General features: G+C 50.6%; 22 protein-coding genes, 1 rRNA gene and 2 other annotated features. All 23 genes read left to right on the plus strand.

The window, feature by feature from the left end:
* The first annotated feature begins 61 nt into the window (after nucleotides 1–61).
* The 23 genes from rrf to rplL all read left to right on the plus strand — a co-directional run bounded on the left by rrf (nucleotide 62) and on the right by rplL (nucleotide 18,599).
* Nucleotides 62–177, plus strand: a 5S ribosomal RNA gene (gene rrf, locus DI14_RS05515).
* A 136-nt stretch (nucleotides 178–313) separates the two neighbouring features.
* Nucleotides 314–781: a CtsR family transcriptional regulator gene (locus tag DI14_RS05520; protein WP_034806331.1), complete on the plus strand. Its 468-nt coding sequence runs from the start codon at nucleotides 314–316 to the stop codon at nucleotides 779–781.
* Between the two features lie 15 nt (nucleotides 782–796).
* The gene (locus DI14_RS05525; protein ID WP_034806332.1) at nucleotides 797–1,231 is read left to right on the plus strand and encodes a UvrB/UvrC motif-containing protein; all 435 of its coding nucleotides are present in this window, start codon (nucleotides 797–799) and stop codon (nucleotides 1,229–1,231) included.
* Nucleotides 1,231–2,274: a protein arginine kinase gene (locus tag DI14_RS05530; RefSeq protein ID WP_081825823.1), complete on the plus strand. Its 1,044-nt coding sequence runs from the start codon at nucleotides 1,231–1,233 to the stop codon at nucleotides 2,272–2,274. The genes DI14_RS05525 and DI14_RS05530 overlap by 1 nt, the downstream gene beginning before the upstream one ends.
* A gap of 25 nt (nucleotides 2,275–2,299) precedes the next feature.
* On the plus strand, nucleotides 2,300–4,735 hold the full coding sequence (locus tag DI14_RS05535) for an ATP-dependent Clp protease ATP-binding subunit (protein WP_034806336.1): 2,436 nt from the start codon (nucleotides 2,300–2,302) through the stop codon (nucleotides 4,733–4,735).
* A 54-nt stretch (nucleotides 4,736–4,789) separates the two neighbouring features.
* Nucleotides 4,790–6,166, plus strand: coding sequence for a DNA repair protein RadA (radA, locus tag DI14_RS05540; RefSeq protein WP_034806339.1), 1,377 nt, complete (start codon nucleotides 4,790–4,792; stop codon nucleotides 6,164–6,166).
* 114 nt (nucleotides 6,167–6,280) lie between these two features.
* Nucleotides 6,281–7,345 (plus strand): PIN/TRAM domain-containing protein, encoded by a 1,065-nt coding sequence (locus DI14_RS05545; protein ID WP_034806342.1) that lies wholly within the window; start codon nucleotides 6,281–6,283, stop codon nucleotides 7,343–7,345.
* Between the two features lie 58 nt (nucleotides 7,346–7,403).
* On the plus strand, nucleotides 7,404–8,081 hold the full coding sequence (ispD, locus tag DI14_RS05550; protein WP_034806345.1) for a 2-C-methyl-D-erythritol 4-phosphate cytidylyltransferase: 678 nt from the start codon (nucleotides 7,404–7,406) through the stop codon (nucleotides 8,079–8,081).
* Nucleotides 8,078–8,551: a 2-C-methyl-D-erythritol 2,4-cyclodiphosphate synthase gene (ispF, locus tag DI14_RS05555; protein ID WP_034806348.1), complete on the plus strand. Its 474-nt coding sequence runs from the start codon at nucleotides 8,078–8,080 to the stop codon at nucleotides 8,549–8,551. The genes ispD and ispF overlap by 4 nt, the downstream gene beginning before the upstream one ends.
* 48 nt (nucleotides 8,552–8,599) lie before the next feature.
* Entirely contained in the window at nucleotides 8,600–10,054 is a 1,455-nt protein-coding gene (gene gltX, locus DI14_RS05560) for a glutamate--tRNA ligase (RefSeq protein WP_034806351.1), read from the plus strand.
* Nucleotides 10,051–10,254 (plus strand) — a binding site (T-box leader). (Overlaps the previous gene by 4 nt.)
* Before the next feature lie 49 nt (nucleotides 10,255–10,303).
* Nucleotides 10,304–10,993, plus strand: coding sequence for a serine O-acetyltransferase (gene cysE, locus DI14_RS05565; protein ID WP_034806354.1), 690 nt, complete (start codon nucleotides 10,304–10,306; stop codon nucleotides 10,991–10,993).
* On the plus strand, nucleotides 10,962–12,359 hold the full coding sequence (gene cysS, locus DI14_RS05570) for a cysteine--tRNA ligase (RefSeq protein ID WP_034806356.1): 1,398 nt from the start codon (nucleotides 10,962–10,964) through the stop codon (nucleotides 12,357–12,359). The genes cysE and cysS overlap by 32 nt, the downstream gene beginning before the upstream one ends.
* On the plus strand, nucleotides 12,356–12,763 hold the full coding sequence (locus DI14_RS05575; protein WP_034806359.1) for a Mini-ribonuclease 3: 408 nt from the start codon (nucleotides 12,356–12,358) through the stop codon (nucleotides 12,761–12,763). Before cysS ends, DI14_RS05575 begins: the two co-directional genes overlap by 4 nt.
* A 103-nt stretch (nucleotides 12,764–12,866) precedes the next feature.
* On the plus strand, nucleotides 12,867–13,616 hold the full coding sequence (rlmB, locus tag DI14_RS05580; RefSeq protein ID WP_034806379.1) for a 23S rRNA (guanosine(2251)-2'-O)-methyltransferase RlmB: 750 nt from the start codon (nucleotides 12,867–12,869) through the stop codon (nucleotides 13,614–13,616).
* A complete protein-coding gene (locus DI14_RS05585) occupies nucleotides 13,613–14,140 on the plus strand; it encodes an NYN domain-containing protein (RefSeq protein ID WP_034806362.1) in 528 nt (175 codons plus the stop codon). Before rlmB ends, DI14_RS05585 begins: the two co-directional genes overlap by 4 nt.
* 222 nt (nucleotides 14,141–14,362) lie before the next feature.
* On the plus strand, nucleotides 14,363–15,004 hold the full coding sequence (gene sigH / locus DI14_RS05590; RefSeq protein WP_034806365.1) for an RNA polymerase sporulation sigma factor SigH: 642 nt from the start codon (nucleotides 14,363–14,365) through the stop codon (nucleotides 15,002–15,004).
* A gap of 129 nt (nucleotides 15,005–15,133) precedes the next feature.
* Nucleotides 15,134–15,280: a 50S ribosomal protein L33 gene (rpmG, locus tag DI14_RS15180; RefSeq protein ID WP_081825824.1), complete on the plus strand. Its 147-nt coding sequence runs from the start codon at nucleotides 15,134–15,136 to the stop codon at nucleotides 15,278–15,280.
* Nucleotides 15,281–15,314: 34 nt separating this feature from the next.
* Nucleotides 15,315–15,485, plus strand: coding sequence for a preprotein translocase subunit SecE (secE, locus tag DI14_RS05595; protein WP_012727692.1), 171 nt, complete (start codon nucleotides 15,315–15,317; stop codon nucleotides 15,483–15,485).
* 17 nt (nucleotides 15,486–15,502) lie between these two features.
* Nucleotides 15,503–16,054, plus strand: a complete 552-nt coding sequence (gene nusG / locus DI14_RS05600) for a transcription termination/antitermination protein NusG (protein WP_024372172.1) — start codon at nucleotides 15,503–15,505, stop codon at nucleotides 16,052–16,054.
* A 147-nt stretch (nucleotides 16,055–16,201) separates the two neighbouring features.
* Nucleotides 16,202–16,627 carry a 50S ribosomal protein L11 gene (rplK, locus tag DI14_RS05605; RefSeq protein WP_152545874.1) on the plus strand — a complete coding sequence of 142 codons (426 nt, stop codon included), beginning with the start codon at nucleotides 16,202–16,204 and terminating at the stop codon, nucleotides 16,625–16,627.
* Nucleotides 16,628–16,725: 98 nt separating this feature from the next.
* Nucleotides 16,726–17,412, plus strand: a complete 687-nt coding sequence (gene rplA, locus DI14_RS05610; RefSeq protein ID WP_034806371.1) for a 50S ribosomal protein L1 — start codon at nucleotides 16,726–16,728, stop codon at nucleotides 17,410–17,412.
* A 59-nt stretch (nucleotides 17,413–17,471) separates the two neighbouring features.
* Nucleotides 17,472–17,625 (plus strand) — a sequence feature (ribosomal protein L10 leader region).
* Nucleotides 17,626–17,670: 45 nt separating this feature from the next.
* Entirely contained in the window at nucleotides 17,671–18,177 is a 507-nt protein-coding gene (rplJ, locus tag DI14_RS05615; RefSeq protein ID WP_024372174.1) for a 50S ribosomal protein L10, read from the plus strand.
* 56 nt (nucleotides 18,178–18,233) lie between these two features.
* The gene (gene rplL, locus DI14_RS05620; RefSeq protein ID WP_024372175.1) at nucleotides 18,234–18,599 is read left to right on the plus strand and encodes a 50S ribosomal protein L7/L12; all 366 of its coding nucleotides are present in this window, start codon (nucleotides 18,234–18,236) and stop codon (nucleotides 18,597–18,599) included.
* The last annotated feature ends 1 nt before the right edge of the window (nucleotide 18,600 follow it).

Raw genomic sequence — 18,600 nt, forward strand, 5'->3', positions numbered from 1 at the left:
GAGAGAACAATCTCTTAAAACATATTGACGTTATCCTTAAATGATGTTAATATAATACTTGTCTGGTGGCGATAGCGAAGCGGCCACACCCGTTCCCATGCCGAACACGGAAGTTAAGCGCTTCAGCGCCGAAAGTAGTTGGGGGTCTCCCCCTGTGAGGATAGGACGTTGCCAGGCAACATGAGACGATCAAGCATCTGCTTGGTCGTCTTTTTTGTGCGACGATGCGCTGCATCGTCGCTTTTCGTTTGCCTTTTTTTGAATCAATGATAAAATATAGTCAAAAGTCAAAGATGGTCAGAGGGTGGTGGAGATGAGAAACATATCTGATGTAATCGAACAGTATTTGAAGCAAGTACTCAAAGAAAGTCAGGCCAATGCAATTGAAATTAAACGACAAGATATTGCGAAACGTTTCGAGTGTGTCCCGTCTCAAATCAACTATGTCATCAACACACGATTTACCGTCGAAAAAGGCTATCTTGTTGAAAGCAAACGAGGGGGAGGCGGATATATTCGCATTCGCCGCGTCATCTTACATGAGAAGCAAGATTTATTAGCTAGTCTCATCGACTTCTTGCATGATCAACCTAATTTGAATGAACAAGTCGTCGAAAACATATTAATTCGTCTATTTGAAGAAGGATTGTTAAGTGAACGGGAAGTTCGACTTCTTTTTCACGTATTGTCTGATGAATCACTCGGTCTCCACGCAACCGATCGTCACTTGATTCGCCGACAACAATTATTAGCGCTTATGAAATTGTTAAGTTATCGCTGACGGAGGCGGGATAACATGCTATGCGAACGATGTAAACGGCGACCTGCCGTCAATGAAATGGTCATTAATGAGAACGGGGTATCTGTCACACGTAAACTGTGTCGGAATTGCGCGTTTGAAGTCATGACAGGTTACGTCCCGGTCGTGAAGCGGTGTCCGACGTGTCAAATGACGCAACATGCGTTACAACAAACGAGAAAAGCCGGCTGTACAATGTGTTACACCGTGTTTCGAGATGATTTATTAAAAATAACGCGTCAATATCAACAAGGGCATGATCATCACGTCGGTTCAATTCCGAACTTGTTACGTACGCCTGACGAACGAATTGAAGAACGACTCGTCAAGCTGGCAGGGGAGTTGGAGCAAGCTGTCGAACAAGAAGATTATGAACGTGCAGCCCGTATCAAAAAAGAAATGATTCAATTGAAAGGACAAGGTGAGGCGTGATGGAGACATTCCTCGAACAACCGCTCGGTCCGAAAATGCGTGAACGAGCGAAACTTGACGACCTTGTCATCTCAACGCGAATCCGACTGGCTCGCAATTTGAAGGACACGGTCTTCTCCCCAGTACTTTCAGAAGAAGGACAACGATATTTATGTGAACGTGTCGAATCTTCTCTTGGTGGTTTGCAAGGATTTAAGTATATTCATATGGGTTCCTATGATTACGTGACCCGCCAAGCGCTTGTCGAGAAGCATCTAATCAGTCCAACCATTGCTACAAAAGATGAAAGTGCCGTCTTTTTAAGTGAAGATGAGACGATTAGTGTGTTAATCAACGAGGAAGATCATTTACGAATTCAAACGTTACTTCCAGGGTTTCAGGTGATTGAGGCATTTGAACTCGCTAAACGCGTCGATGCTTTGTGTGAAGAATCACTTCCTTACGCCTTCGATGAAACATTAGGGTACTTGACGACGTGCCCGAGCAACATCGGGACAGGTCTTCGCGCCTCGGTCATGCTTCACTTACCAGGCTTGGTATTGACAGGTCGAATTACTCCTATACTAAAAGAACTTCGCAAACTAGGTTACACAATTCGTGGCCGGTACGGGGAAGGTAGTGACGCAGCGGGACGTTTATTCCAGTTGTCGAATCAACGTACACTTGGGAGCCATGAATCCCAACTCTTATCGGACTTTATGGAAATAACGGAACAACTCATTCAGGCCGAACGCCAAGCACGTGAGGATTTGCTCAAAAACAAGGAAGACGAGTTAGAAGATCAGTTTTATCGCTCTTATGGGGTGTTGCGTTATGCGAAGTTACTGTCTTCGACAGAAGCAATTGAGCGTCTGTCTGACTTACATTTAGCGAGCGATCTTGGCCTATTGTCAGATTGGAGCCCGCCACAGTTTCATGAACTGATTGTAAGGTTGCAATCAGGTTTCCTACAAAAACATTTCGGGAAAACATTATCTACGAAAGAACGAGATCGGGAACGAGCAACGCTCGTTCGTCGCATGCTAGATCACGGTTTAGTTTGATTTAACTCTCAAGGAGGTTTTGTCCATGATGTTTGGTCGATTCACAGAACGAGCTCAGCGCGTATTAGCTTTAGCACAAGAAGAAGCGGTACGGCTTGGCCATCATAATATTGGTACGGAACACATTTTACTCGGCTTGATTCGAGAAGGCGAAGGGATTGCTGCAAAAGCACTTTTCGCCCTCGGTATGACGTCTGAGAAGATTCAACAAGAAGTAGAGGCGCTCATTGGACGCGGGTCAGAGAACGGGTCAACGATTCATTACACGCCGCGTGCGAAAAAAGTGATTGAACTTTCGATGGACGAGGCCCGTAAACTCGGTCACTCATACGTTGGGACAGAGCACATCTTGCTCGGCTTGATTCGAGAAGGCGAGGGTGTGGCGGCGCGCGTCATGAACAACCTCGGCATCAGTTTGACAAAAGCACGTCAACAAGTGCTTCAATTGCTCGGTAACACAGAATCGTCAGCTAACGCCTCACAACCTGGAACGAGCGCTGCGACACCGACACTCGACGGATTAGCTCGCGACTTGACGCAACAAGCTCGTGAGTCACGTCTTGATCCGGTGATCGGGCGCGCTGGTGAGATTCAACGGGTCATCGAAGTCTTATCACGCCGGACGAAAAACAACCCGGTTCTCATCGGTGAGCCAGGTGTCGGGAAGACGGCTGTCGTCGAAGGATTAGCTCAACAAATCATCAATAATGAAGTGCCAGAGACGCTTCGTAACAAACGAGTGATGGTCCTTGATATGGGAACACTCGTCGCGGGTACAAAATACCGCGGTGAATTTGAAGATCGATTGAAAAAAGTGATGGATGAGATTCGTCAGGCGGGGAACGTCATTCTCTTCATTGACGAATTGCACACGTTAATCGGCGCTGGTGGGGCGGAAGGGGCAATCGATGCCTCGAACATCTTGAAACCATCACTCGCCCGTGGTGAACTTCAATGTATCGGTGCGACGACGTTAGATGAGTATCGGAAGTATATCGAAAAAGATGCCGCGCTCGAGCGTCGCTTCCAACCGATTCAAGTGAATGAACCGACTGCAGAAGAAGCAGAGCAGATCTTACTCGGTTTACGCGACCGTTATGAAGCGCACCATCGCGTGACCATCACGGACGAAGCGGTCCACGAAGCTGTCGTTCTTTCAGACCGCTACATTTCAGACCGTTTCCTTCCGGATAAAGCGATTGACCTCGTCGATGAGGCCGCGTCAAAAGTCCGCCTCCGTTCGTTCACGGCGCCACCGAACTTGAAAGAGCTCGAAGCACGTCTCGAATCGATTCGTAAAGAAAAAGATTCGGCCGTTCAGAGCCAAGAGTTCGAGAAAGCAGCCTCGCTTCGAGATACGGAACAAAAAGTTCGAGAAGAGCTCGAACAGTTGAAGTCCGAATGGCAGAACAAACAAGGCAATGAGAAACTTGAAGTGACGAAAGAAGATATCGCCCAAGTCGTCGCCAACTGGACCGGCGTTCCGGTCACAAAAATCGCAGAGGAAGAGACAGATCGTCTCTTGAAACTCGAGTCGATTTTGCATAACCGTGTCATCGGTCAAGACGAAGCGGTCAAGTCGATTTCGCGGGCAATCCGCCGGGCCCGTGCCGGGTTGAAAGACCCGAAACGTCCAATCGGATCGTTCGTCTTCCTTGGGCCGACCGGTGTCGGTAAGACCGAACTTGCCCGTGCCGTTGCCGAAGCGCTCTTCGGCGATGAGGACGCGATTATCCGCATCGACATGTCCGAGTACATGGAGAAACATGCGACGAGCCGACTCGTCGGTTCGCCTCCAGGGTATGTTGGGTATGAAGAAGGTGGACAATTGACAGAAAAAGTTCGCCGGAAGCCATACTCGGTCATCTTGCTTGATGAGATTGAGAAAGCGCACCCGGAAGTGTTCAACATCTTGCTCCAAGTGCTCGACGACGGCCGCTTGACAGACTCGAAAGGCCGCACGGTCGACTTCCGCAACACCGTCATCATCATGACATCAAACGTCGGGGCCGCCGCGCTCAAACGGAACAAATATGTCGGATTCACGGTTGAAGACGATGTGAAACGTGAATATACAGAGATGAAGGACAAAGTCATGGAAGAGCTCAAAAAAGCGTTCCGTCCTGAGTTCTTGAACCGGATCGATGAGATCACGGTATTCCACTCGCTCCAAAAAGAGCATATCCAACAAATCGTCAAGCTCATGGCTGAGACACTCACGAAACGTCTTGGTGAACAAGGCATCGACTTCACGTTGACGGAGTCGGCGCTTGAGAAGATCGCTGAAGTTGGATACGACCCAGAGTACGGGGCTCGACCGCTCCGCCGGGCGCTCCAACGCGAGGTGGAGGACCGACTCTCAGAAGCGATGCTCAGTGGAGACATCACCAAAGGTAGTAAAGTCGCGCTCGACGTGCAGAACGGAGAGTTTATCGTCCGAAGCGAAGGCGTCGTTCAATAATGCGAAGCTCCCTCTCTCGTGTGAGGGGGCTTTTTTAAACAGAAAGGATTCGGTATGGCTAAATTAAAAACGAAATACGTATGTCAATCGTGTGGCTATGAGTCCGCCAAATGGATGGGACGTTGCCCGGGATGTAATGAATGGAACACGCTCGTCGAAGAGTTCGTCGAAGAGAAGAAAGCGAAGCGCGGGGCCGCGTTCGTTCACAGTTCCTCACGCCAGTTGAAACCGGAACGTCTCGCGGACGTCGTCTCGCAGGAAGAGACGCGAGTCCATACGAACAGTCAAGAGTTTGACCGCGTCCTCGGTGGGGGGATTGTCCCTGGATCGCTCGTCCTTGTCGGGGGTGACCCGGGTATCGGCAAGTCGACGATTCTCCTTCAAGTCAGTGCGCACCTTGCTCATAGTGGTCGAAAAGTGCTCTACATTTCTGGTGAGGAATCGCTCAAACAGACGAAGCTTCGTGCGGAACGACTCGGTTTGCCGACACAGGATTTATATGTCCTCGCCGAGACCGATATGTTGATGATCGAACGGGTCATCGATGAAGAAAAGCCGGGATTCGTTATCATTGACTCGATTCAAACAGTATATATGGATGAGATTCAATCGGCGCCGGGTAGTGTCGCCCAAGTACGGGAATGTACGGCAGCGCTCATGAAGATTGCTAAAACGCGGGGTGTGGCCGTCTTTATCGTCGGGCACGTTACGAAACAAGGTTCAATTGCGGGACCACGTCTACTCGAGCATATGGTGGATGCGGTGTTGTATTTCGAAGGTGAGCGTCATCATACGTTTCGGATTTTACGGGCCGTGAAGAATCGATTTGGCTCGACGAATGAGATTGGTATTTTTGAGATGAAAGAGAGTGGGCTCGAAGAAGTGCTGAACCCGTCTGAGATTTTCCTCGAAGAACGGACAGCAGGTGTATCCGGCTCAACGGTCGTCGCTTCGATGGAAGGGACGCGAACGGTACTCGTCGAACTCCAAGCGCTCATCTCACCGACGTCATTCGGGAATCCGAGACGCATGGCGACGGGAATCGACCAAAACCGCGTCGCGCTGCTCATGGCCGTGCTCGAGAAACGTTCCGGTCTCTTGCTCCAGACGCAAGATGCGTATTTGAAGGCGGCTGGTGGCGTGAAGCTTGACGAGCCGGCCATCGATTTGGCAATCTGTGTCTCCATCGCCTCAAGTTTCCGCGACCGTCCGACACGCCCGACCGACGTCTGTATCGGGGAAGTCGGATTGACCGGTGAAGTACGCCGGGTGTCACGAATCGAACAACGCGTCGCCGAGGCGGCTAAGCTCGGCTTCACGCGTGCGATCATTCCGAAAAACAACCTTGGCGGCTGGACGGCACCAGCCGGAATCGACGTCGTCGGGGTCAGTACTGTCGATGAGGCGCTACAACTCACCATTCCGTTCTGACGGGCGCCTCCGACAGGTTTTTAACGCTTTGTAACGAACGCTTTCAAACGAACCGTGTTACAATAAAAGTGCTGTTTTCATGAAATTTAAATTCAAACGAAGGAGGTGGAATGAGTGAAGATTGCAGTGCGAATCGGATTTATTTTAATCGGTCTCGTCGTCGGATGGTTCGGGATTATCGAGTTGATGATTTTACTAAGTGACCTCGGTGTGAACGTGCCGGCATGGTTGACGATTCCATACGTAGCTAGTTTGATTGGTGGACTTATCTTCTTCATTCTCAGTTTATTCTTGACCGACATGGTCGTTAAATTCATCCGTTTTGTCGAAGAACGGCTCGTCCGTTTGCCGGTCGGGGATATTTTGTTCGGCTCGATTGGATTGATTATCGGGTTGTTAATCGCCTTTTTGATTAGCGTCTCGCTCGAAGTGACGAACATTTTCTTGCTCAGTAAAATCGTCCCGATTTTCGTGACCGCTTTGTTCGGATACTTCGGATTTGCCGTCGGGTACCGAAAGCGCAACGAGTGGATCAAACTGTTCGTGAAAAGTGAACGCGAAAAGCAGCCGGCTGAGCCGGTACGCCGTTCGAACGATAAGATTTTGGATACGAGTGTCATCATCGACGGTCGTATCGCCGACATCGCGAAGACAGGCTTTATTGAAGGAACGCTCATCGTTCCCCAGTTCGTCATCGGCGAACTCCAATATATCGCGGACTCTTCAGATACGTTGAAACGGAATCGCGGTCGACGCGGACTCGATATTTTAAAAGAGCTTCAAGACAACGACCGCATCGAAGTCGAGATTTATGATGGAGACTTTGAAGATGTAGCGGAAGTCGATATCAAGCTGATTAAACTCGCTGAAGTGAAGAACGGGATCGTCGTGACGAACGACTACAACTTGAACAAAGTATGTGAAGTTCGAAACGTCCCGGTGTTAAACATTAACGATTTAGCTAACTCGGTGAAACAGATTGTCATTCCAGGTGAAGAGATGGTCGTTACGGTCATCAAAGAAGGAAAAGAACAAAATCAAGGAGTCGCCTACCTCGAAGACGGGACGATGGTCGTTGTCGAAGGGGGACGTAAGCTCATTTCGAAGACGTTACCGGTCGTCGTGACGAGTGTGCTCCAGACCTCGGCAGGTCGAATGATTTTTGCTCGTCCTGAATAACTGTGAAAAAGAGACGCGCTTCGCGCTCTCTTTTTTCACGAAGTGAGGGGAATTAGTGATGCGATATGCAGTCGTCATCCCAGCGGCCGGTCAAGGCAAGCGTATGGGGGCGAACGAGAATAAATTGATGTTACAGCTCCAAGGACAGCCGATTATCGTGTGGACGGTCGAGGCGTTCGCCCGTGACACATGGTGTGACGCCATCATCTTGGCGATTCGTCCGGAGGAAGAGCCGTGGTTTCGCTCGATGCTTAACCATATTCCGACACCCATCACGTATGTGGCTGGCGGGAAAGAACGGCAAGAAAGTGTCCGTGCCGGCCTGCATGCCGTGACGCGAGACGGTGTCGTCTTGATTCATGACGGAGCGCGTCCGTTCATTCGAGTCGAACAATTGCGGCAAGTGGCTCAAGCAGGACAAACGGGCGGTGCGATTTTAGCTGTTCCCGTGAAAGACACGGTGAAGCAAGTGGATGCTGGACAAATTACCCGCACGGTTCCGCGTGAGACGCTTTGGCTCGCCCAGACCCCGCAGGCGTTTCCGATTGAGCGGATTCGGCGCATTCACGACGAAGCGGCGGCGCAAACGTTTACGGGTACCGACGATGCGAGTCTGTTCGAATGGGCAGGTCATGAGGTCGCGGTCATCCCGGGTGACTATCACAACATAAAAATCACGACACCCGAAGATTTATTGTTCGGGGAAGCGATTTTGACGAAGGAGGATTATCGATGAGAATAGGACAAGGATTTGATGTGCATGCATTTGCGGAAGAGCGCCCGCTCATTTTAGGGGGAATCGAGATTCCGCACGACCGTGGTCTACTCGGTCATTCCGATGCGGACGTGTTGCTCCACACGATTGCCGATGCGGCCCTCGGTGCGATCGCAGCCGGAGATATCGGCAAGCATTTTCCGGACACGGACCCAGCTTTTAAAGATGCCGATTCGAAAGTGTTGCTTCAACACGTCTGGCAACTCGTGAAAGCAGAAGGGTACGTCCTTGGAAACGTCGATGCGACGGTCATGGCACAGCGGCCAAAACTTCGTCCATATATCGATGACATGCGAGCGGTCATTGCTGAGTTGCTTGAGGCTGACATCAGCCAAGTGAACGTAAAGGCGACGACGACGGAACAGCTCGGCTTCACGGGACGAGAAGAAGGAATTGCTGCCCAGGCGGTCATCCTGCTCAACCGTGCTTGACAAAAGTGGTATACTATTTGGGCAGAAGAGAAGAAAGGTGGAAATAGTATGAGTGAAGTGCGTGTACGCTATGCGCCAAGTCCGACGGGTCACCTTCATATCGGGAACGCCCGGACCGCGCTATTCAATTATTTATATGCTCGCCACGCCGGCGGGAAGATGATCCTCCGAATCGAGGATACCGATCAAAAACGGAACGTTGAGAACGGTGTCGAAAGTCAGATGAAGTATCTTGAATGGCTTGGAATCGATTGGGACGAAGGTCCAGGCCGCGGTGGTGACTACGGCCCTTACTTCCAAATGGAGCGACTCGACCTCTACAACAAACATGTGAACGAGTTGATGGAGAATGGACTCGCCTATAAGTGCTATATGACGTCGGAAGAACTCGAGGCAGAGCGCGAAGCACAAATCGCGCGCGGCGAAGCGCCGCGTTATTCGGGTGCCCATCGCAACTTGAGCGCTGAGGAGCAGGCCGCATTCGAAGCGGAAGGTCGCAAGCCGTCGATTCGCATCCGTGTGCCTGAGGGCGTCACGTACAAATGGCATGATGTCGTCAAAGGTGACGTCTCGTTTGAAGCGAAAGACTTCGGTGATTGGGTCATCGTCAAACAAGACGGGATTCCGACTTACAACTTTGCGGTCGTCATCGATGACTACTTGATGAAGATCAGTCACGTGTTACGGGGCGACGACCACATCGCCAACACACCGAAACAGATGATGGTCTATGACGCGCTCGGCTGGGAGTACCCGACGTTCGGGCATATGACGCTCATTTTCAATGAGAACCATAAGAAACTCTCGAAGCGTGATGAGTCAATCATTCAGTTCATCGAGCAATATGCCGATCTCGGATACATCCCGGAAGCGCTCTTCAACTTCATCTCGCTTCTCGGCTGGTCGCCGGTCGGTGAAGAAGAGATCTTCACGAAACAACAGTTCATCGACATGTTCGACGCGGGTCGACTCTCGAAGAGCCCGGCCGTGTTTGATCAACAGAAGCTCGCGTGGATCAACAGTGTCTACATGAAACAGGCTTCGCTTGACGAAGTGGTGGCACTCAGTTTACCATTCTTACAAGAAGCGGGCCGTTTACCAGAAGCGCTCTCGATGGAAGAAGCGGATTGGGCGACAGCGCTCATCGCGCTCTATAAAGAACAGATGACGCACGGCGCTGAGATCGTCGCGTTGACGGACTTGTTCTTTAAAGACGAAGTCGAGTATGACGAAGAGGCGAACGCGGTGCTTGCCGGTGAGGCGGTACCGAGCGTCTTGGCTGAATTCAAGGCGCAACTCGAACAGATCGAAGATTTCACACCGGAAGCGATTAAAGCCGCGACGAAAGCGACACAAAAAGCGACCGGTCAAAAAGGAAAGAACTTGTTCATGCCGATCCGTGTCGCGACGACAGGGCAGACGCACGGACCAGAGCTTCCAAATGCAATCGCATTGATTGGAAAAGAGCGTGTCTTGGCACGTCTCTCAACTTTATTAGCTTAAAGGCAATGATGAGGAAAGTAAGCGGATTGACACTTAACAGAGACTAGAACCAAGGCTGGAAGTTCTAGAAGCGTCCCCCGTCGAAGTGCACCTCGGAGCCGTTCCGGCGATACGTAGTCGGGACCGCGACTCGGCGTTAACGAGACTTGAGAGGGGAAGTTTCCCAAACAGAGTGGAACCGCGCTTACGGCGTCTCTGTGCCTTGGCACAGGGGCGTCTTTGTTTTTGATATGGAAAAGGAGAACAATTATGGGATTTTGGAAAAGTGTACGGGCCGATATTCAAAACGTGCTCGAGCTTGACCCGGCCGCGCGGTCAAAAGCGGAGGTCGTTTTAACGTATCCGGGACTGCATGCGCTCTGGGCGCACCGTATCGCACACGGCCTATGGAAACGGAACGTGAAGCTCGTCGCGAAATTGATTGCGCAGACGAGCCGTTGGTTGACTGGGGTAGAAATTCACCCGGGCGCCGTCATCGGCGAACGTCTGTTTATCGACCATGGTTTTGGCATCGTCATTGGCGAGACGGCCATCATCGGTAACAATGTCACGATTTATCAAGGCGTGACGCTCGGCGGAACGGGAAAAGAGAAAGGAAAGCGTCACCCGACGATCGGGAATGACGTGTTGATTTCGGCAGGTGCGAAAGTGCTCGGCAATATCACGATTGGCGATTGCGTCAAAATCGGAGCGAGTTCCGTCGTCTTAAAAGACGTGCCGTCGGACTCGACGGTCGTCGGAATTCCGGGTCGTGTCGTCATCCGAAACGGTGAGCGGGTCAAACAACACGACCTCGATCATCGCTTCCCGGACCCAGACCGAGAATGCCAAGAGCGACTCGAGAACGCGGTCGAACAATTAGAGAAAAAGTTAGCTTCTTTAGAGAAACGGATGGAGGAGAAGACACATGATTCAGTTTTACAACAGCCTCACGAATAAAAAGGAACCGTTCGTCCCAATCGTACCAGGGAAAGTGTCGATGTACGTGTGCGGGCCGACCGTCTATAACTATATCCACGTCGGGAACGCCCGACCAGCGATCGCATTCGACACGGTCCGTCGCTATTTGACGTATCGCGGCTATGATGTGAAGTACGTTTTGAACTTCACGGACGTCGACGATAAAATCATCCGGGCCGCGAACGAGCTCGGTGAAGACGTCTCGACGCTGACGAACCGCTACATCGAAGCGTATTTGGCCGATACAGGGGCGCTCAACGTCCAACCGGCCGATGTGCATCCGCGCGTCACTGACACGATGGAAGACATCATCGAGTTTATCCGGAACTTAGAGACGGAAGGGTATGCGTACGCGTCCGAAGGTGACGTCTATTTCCGCACCCGTAAATTTGACGAGTACGGCAAGCTCAGTCAGCAGTCGATTGAAGACTTGCGGGCCGGCTCGCGCGTCGACGTCGGCGAGAAGAAAGAAGATCCGCTCGACTTCGTCTTATGGAAAGCGGCGAAATCGGGAGAACCGGCTTGGGAGAGTCCATGGGGACAAGGGCGTCCGGGCTGGCACATCGAGTGCTCGGCGATGGCGAAAAAGCATCTCGGCAAGACGATTGATATCCATGCGGGCGGTCACGATTTGAAGTTCCCGCACCATGAGAACGAAATCGCCCAGTCCGAGGCGTGCAACCATACGAAGTTCGCCAACTATTGGCTCCACAACGGCTTCATCAATATCGAGAACGAGAAGATGTCCAAATCGCTCGGGAATTTCTTGCTCGTCCATGAGGCGCTCAAAGAAGTCGATGCGATGGTGCTCCGCTTCTTCATGCTATCGGTGCATTATCGTCATCCAATCAACTATAGCCGGGAGCTAATCGAACAAGCAGCGAACGGGTGGGACCGAATCAAGGAGGCGTATCACAACGTCGAGCACCGGTTGTCAGTCACGGTCGGCTTAGAAGAGCCGAGTGAGGCGATGGAGCGTAAGCTTGCTGGCATCAAGTCGACATTTATTGAGGCGATGGATGATGACATCAATACGGCCAACGCCGTCACCGTGCTGTTCGACTTGGCGAGAGAAGCGAACATTTACGCCAAAGCGAACCACGTCTCAAAAGAGACGCTAGAGCACGTCATCAACTTGTTTGACGAGTTGACGGGTGTCCTCGGTTTGACGTTGTCGGAAGAGAAAGAGTTGTTAGATGCAGAAATCGATCAATTGATTCAAGAACGTGACACAGCCCGTGCAGAACGAAACTTTGCCCGTGCGGACGAGATTCGTGACCTTCTGAAACAACAACAGATTCAACTTGAAGATACGGCGCAAGGCGTCCGGTGGAAGCGTCTATGAGTGTGAACCCGGCCCAACTGAACGCACTCGCGCTCGCATATATGGGCGACGTCGTCTATGAGATGGCGGTGCGGAAACGATTGCTCGAGCGGGGCTTGACGCGACCGAACGATTTACACCGTGGGGCCATCCGTTACGTCAATGCCTCGTCGCAAGCAGGCGTCGTCACCCACTGGCTCGAGACGAACGTGCTCTCGGAAGAAGAACAGGCGGTCGTGCGGCGTGGGCGAAACGCCAAGTCCGGTTCGATTCCGAAGCGGACGGACGTCCATACGTATCGTTACTCGACCGCGTTCGAGGCACTGATTGGTTACATCTACCTTACAGAAAGAAGGGATCGTCTTGAAGAACTCATCGAACAAGCGTTCATTTGGCTCGAAACCGAGCAACCCGAAACGACATGAAGGAGGCAAGTCGCGCGATAAACGTTCATTCGATCGTCCACGTAGTGACGACCGCCCGAAACGACAAAAGTTAGAACGACCGGATTATCAAGAAGTCGACGTGATGGAAGAAGGGATCGACTTCCTATACGGGCGTAACCCGGTCATGGAGGCGCTCCGGAGCGGGCGCGACATGAACAAAGTCTTCATCATGGAAGGCCAACAAAAAGGGCCACTCGCCCAAATCATCGCGATGGCGAACGAAGCGTCGGTACAAGTGTCATTCGTCCCGAAAACGAAACTCGAGAAGATGGCCGGCAGTGAACACCACCAAGGTGTCGTCGCGGCCGTCGCGGCATACGAGTATAAGTCGATTGAAGACATGTTCGCGCTAGCTGAATCAAAAGGGGAGACACCGCTCTTCATCTTGCTCGATGAGCTTGAAGACCCGCACAACCTTGGCTCGATTTTACGGACGGCGGACGCTGTCGGCGCCCACGGGATTATCATCCCGAAACGTCGTTCGGTCGGGTTGACGCAAACGGTCGCGAAAGCATCAACGGGCGCAATCGAGTACATCCCGGTCGCGCGCGTCACGAATTTGACGCGAACGCTCGAAGAGTTGAAAGAGAAAGGGTTGTGGGTCGTCGGGACTGACGCGAGCGAGAGCCAAGACTATCGCCGCCTCGATGGCAACATGCCGCTCGTCGTCGTCATCGGTAGTGAAGGCAAGGGGATGAGCCGACTCGTACGGGAGACGTGTGACTTCCTCGTCCATATGCCGATGGTTGGTCATGTGACGTCGCTCAACGCCTCGGTCGCAGCTGCGCTTCTCTTGTATGAAGTGCATCGCACCCGCCATCCGCTGTCATGAGTGTGAAAAAGCGGGAACTTCTACTCGTTGACGGCTATAACATTATCGGAGCGTGGCCACATCTTCGGAAGTTACGCGAAATCGACTTCGACAAAGCGAGAAACGACCTCATTGAAGCGATGGCCGAGTATCAAGCCGTCACCGGTCGGGAAGTGACAATCGTCTTCGACGCCCATATGCGCTATGGTCGCGAGTCGAAAGCGACGCAGAGCCGGGTCGCGATCATCTATACGAAAGAGAACGAGACGGCAGATGAATGGATTGAGCGTCGGGCGCATGAGCTCGTCGACAACCGTCTCGTCACACTGTTCGTGGCGACGAACGACTTTACGGAGCAATGGGTCATCTTCGGTCAAGGAGCGCTTCGCGTCCCGGCGACCGAACTGTTGAAGGACTGGAAGCACGCCCAGCTGTTAATCGAACAAGAGCGATCGGCGCTCAAACAAGACCGGTCCAACCGAAAAACGATCGATCTCTCGCCGGAAGTGCGAGCCCGATTGGAAGAAATGCGTCGACGTAAATGAGACGGTGACGCACGTCACGGACGAGTTCATCAAATGAACTCGTCTTTGTTTTTAATTTGACATTTTTTTGAAAGGAAATGTTGTATACTAATAGATGTATGCGTTACACGAATTGTAATTGACGGAATTTTTAGAATTTTGTTTGACGGTCGTTTTCTCTGCTGTCTATAATGAGGTCACAAACTTGCATAGTTCATCATCAATTGCCGGGGGGTATGAAACATGAACGGATGGCCATACGAACAGTTTGAAAACATGTCGGACGAAGAGCTCGTCTTGCTCGCGCGCAACGAAGGGGATAGCGATGCGTTAGAATTTCTGATTGAGCGCTATCGTTATTTCGTGCGAGCGAAAGCACGGTCGTACTTCTTGATTGGAGCCGATCACGAGGACATCGTCCAAGAAGGGATGATCGGGCTTTATAAAGGGGTTCGGGATTACCGCGACGAGCGGCTCGCCTCATTCAAAAGCTTTGCCGAGATGTGTATCACGCGTCAAATGATTACGGCGATTAAGACGGCCACGCGACAAAAGCACATTCCGCTCAATTCATACGTGTCACTTGATAAACCGATTTTTGACGATGAGTCAGACCGCACGTTGCTTGACGTCATCTTGCCCCCGCATCCGACCGACCCACAAGAACTGCTTGTCACGCGGGAAGACCAGTTGTTCATGGAAGAAAAGATGGATGAGTTGCTTAGCGACTTGGAACGAAAAGTGCTTCGGCTTTATTTGGATGGCCGCTCGTACCAAGAGATCTCGGACGACCTCGATCGTCACGTCAAATCGATTGATAACGCCTTGCAGCGTGTGAAGAAGAAGTTTGAACGTCACGTCGATGTGAAGACGTTGACGAGTTAACCGATATTGACCCCACGCCTCCTATGTGATACTTTTAAGGCAGCGCCTTGTCCGTAGACGCCATTTTACAGGAGGCGTTTTTTTTTCGCTCTTTTTTAGTAGGAGAGCCGTCGAAAGGGGCGCTTATGAATGGCAAAGAAAGTAAGTCTCGCCTGTGCAACTTGCGGATCACGCGTTTACTCGACGACGAAACGTGATGACGTGGCGACACGCCTTGAACTGAACAAGTTCTGCCGTCGTTGCAATGCGCATACGGTGCACCGAGAATCAAAGTAACGTCAATTGGCATTCAATGTAGGAGGAAGCTACCATGAACTTTTTGCGTGATGTATGGAAAGAGCTAAAGAAAACGAGTTGGCCGACTCGTAAAGAGCTCACGAAATATACCATCACAGTCATCGCGACCGTCGTCGTGATTGGCTTGTTCGTGTTTGGCGTGGATACTGGTGTCAGCTATCTCGTCAACTTATTGATTAACTAAGGAAAGAGGTGAAAGCCGTGGAGAAACAATGGTTTGTTGTCCAGACGTATTCTGGCTTTGAGAACAACGTCAAAGAAAACCTAGAGCGTCGAATCGGTTCGATGAACATGGAAGATAAAATTTTCCGCGTCCTCGTTCCGACTGAAACAACGCAAGAAGAAGTCACGCTTAAAAGTGGCGAGAAGAAGATTAAAGAACGTGAAGTGAAAAACTTCCCGGGCTACGTGTTCGTCGAGATGATCATGACGGACGATTCATGGTACGTCGTTCGGAACACACCGAACGTCACAGGCTTCCTCGGTTCGACGGGTGGCGGCGCCAAGCCGATCCCGCTTCAACCGGACGAAGTGACGAACGTGCTTTCACAGATGGGCCTCATCGAGAAGAAAGACCGTTACAACTACGAGCTCGGCGATCTCGTCCGTGTCAAAGAAGGCGCGTTCGAGAACTTTGAAGGGACGATTGATGAAATCGAAGCTGACAAAGAGAAGCTCAAAGTCGTCGTCGACATGTTCGGCCGCGAAACGAAAATCGAGCTTGATTTCGAACAAGTTCAGAAAATTAACTAAACCCACTTGCCATCTTCGGAAACGGATGGTACAATCGGAAATGTTTGATGTTGTGCTTTATTTCGGTACAAACTCGACCTAATAGATTGAGTGGGAGGGCGCACAACGTCCAAGAAACCACATTTTAGACTTAAGGAGGTGTGTCTCGTGGCGAAAAAAGTTACTAAACTCGTTAAACTTCAAATCCCAGCTGGTAAAGCTAACCCAGCACCACCAGTAGGACCAGCACTTGGTCAAGCAGGTGTTAACATCATGGGATTCTGTAAAGAGTTCAACGCTCGTACACAAGACCAAGCCGGATTGATTATTCCTGTAGTCATTACGGTATACGAAGATCGTTCGTTTACATTCATTACGAAAACTCCACCAGCTGCAGTTCTTTTGAAGAAAGCTGCTGGTATCGAGAGCGGTTCTGGTGAACCGAACCGTAAGAAAGTAGCAACGATTAAGCGTGATAAAGTTCGCGAAATCGCTGAACTTAAAATGCCTGACCTTAACGCGTCGTCTGTAGAAACAGCGATGCTTATGGTTGAAGGTACTGCGCGCAGTATGGGTATTGTAATCGAAGACTAATTGATTAGTCTCTGGGATTGACGGTGAATATTGTACTCACCCTCAATCCCTTCATTATGTGGGAGGAAATTCCGCTAACCACAAGGAGGAAAAGAATCATGGGTAAAAAACACCAAGAAGCAGCGAAGCTTGTTGATCGCACGAAGTCTTACGACCTCGCTGAAGCGGTTGAACTCGTTCAAAAAACTGCTACTGCTAAGTTCGATGAAACAATCGAAGTGGCTGTACGTCTCGGCGTAGATCCAAAGAAAGCAGACCAACAAATCCGCGGTGCCGTTGTACTTCCACACGGTACTGGTAAAACACAAAAAGTTCTCGTCTTCACAAAAGGCGAAAAAGCTAAAGAAGCTGAAGCAGCTGGCGCTGACTATGTCGGTGACTCTGAGTTCATCACGAAAATTCAACAAGGATGGTTCGACTTCGATGTCATCGTTGCGACACCTGACATGATGGGTGAAGTTGGTAAACTCGGTCGCGTTCTCGGACCAAAAGGCCTCATGCCTAACCCGAAAACAGGCACAGTTACGTTTGATGTCGAGAAAGCAATCGCTGACATCAAAGCTGGTAAAGTAGAGTACCGCGTTGACAAAGCCGGTAACATCCACGTACCAGTTGGTAAGAAGTCGTTTGAAGCAACGAAACTCTCTGAGAACATCGAGACAATCATCGAGACACTCATGAAGGTGAAGCCTGCTACTGCAAAAGGAACTTACCTCAAAAACATCGCGCTTTCGTCAACAATGGGTCCTGGAATCCGTGTTGCGACTGCCGACTTCATCAAGTAATCTACTTGAAATAAACTGTTGACAACGTGTGATACCGCTGTTAAAGTAAGACACGTTCAACCGAATATGTTGGATTACCGCAGACAGAAGGTGGACATCGGTCCGTAAACCCTTCCGAGGTGTCTTTGCTCGAACTTGAGCCTGTTGTCACAGGTTTACTTTCAAACAATTACGCCCTCGTATGTCTTCATACGAGGGATTTCTTTTTGAAGAGCAGCCTCTCGTCCGGTACAAGAAATGACTAGGAGGTGCAAACACATGGCAAGCGAAAAAATCGTAGCTCAGAAATCGGCACTCGTCGATGAAATCGCTGAGAAAATGCAAGCGAGCGTTGGAACAATCGTTGTTGACTACCGTGGACTTACAGTAGAAGAAGTGACTACACTCCGTAAATCACTCCGTGACGCTGGAATCGAGTTCAAAGTATACAAAAACGGACTTCTTCGCCGCGCGGCTACTCAGTCTGGTTTTGATGGTCTTGACGAAGTCTTCACAGGTCCTACAGCAGTCGCGTTCTCGAAAGAAGACGTTGTTGCTCCAGCGAAGATCTTGAACGACTTCTCGAAAGAGCACAAAGCGCTCGAACTCAAAGGCGGAATCATCGAAGGCAAAGTAACTTCACTTGAAGAAGTGAAAGCTCTTGCAGAACTTCCATCACGCGAAGGTCTTCTCTCGATGCTTCTCAGCGTACTTCAAGCTCCAATCCGTGGGCTCGCAGTCGCAACAAACGCAATCGCAGAACAAAAAGAAGAGCAGTCTGCTTAATTTTTGTCGCGTAGCGTAACTAAACATGTTTACAACATCAAAGGAGGAAAACCATAATGGCTTTCAACAAAGAGCAATTCATCGAAGACCTCAAATCAATGACGGTTCTCGAACTTAACGAACTCGTAAAAACAATCGAAGAAGAATTCGGCGTATCAGCAGCAGCTCCAGTAGCAGTTGCAGGTGCAGGCGCAGCAGCAGCTGAAGAGCAAACTGAATTCGACGTAATCCTCACAAACGCTGGCGCTGGTAAAATCAACGTCATCAAAGCGGTTCGTGAACTTACAGGCCTCGGTCTTAAAGAAGCGAAAGCACTCGTTGACGGAACTCCAGCTCCAGTCAAAGAAGGCGTTTCGAAAGAAGACGCTGACGCAGTTAAAGCTAAGCTTGAAGAAGCTGGCGCAACTGTTGAAGTTAAGTAAT

Origin of the sequence: Exiguobacterium sp. AB2, assembly GCF_000696055.1 — a bacterium.
GTDB lineage: Bacteria > Bacillota > Bacilli > Exiguobacteriales > Exiguobacteriaceae > Exiguobacterium > Exiguobacterium alkaliphilum.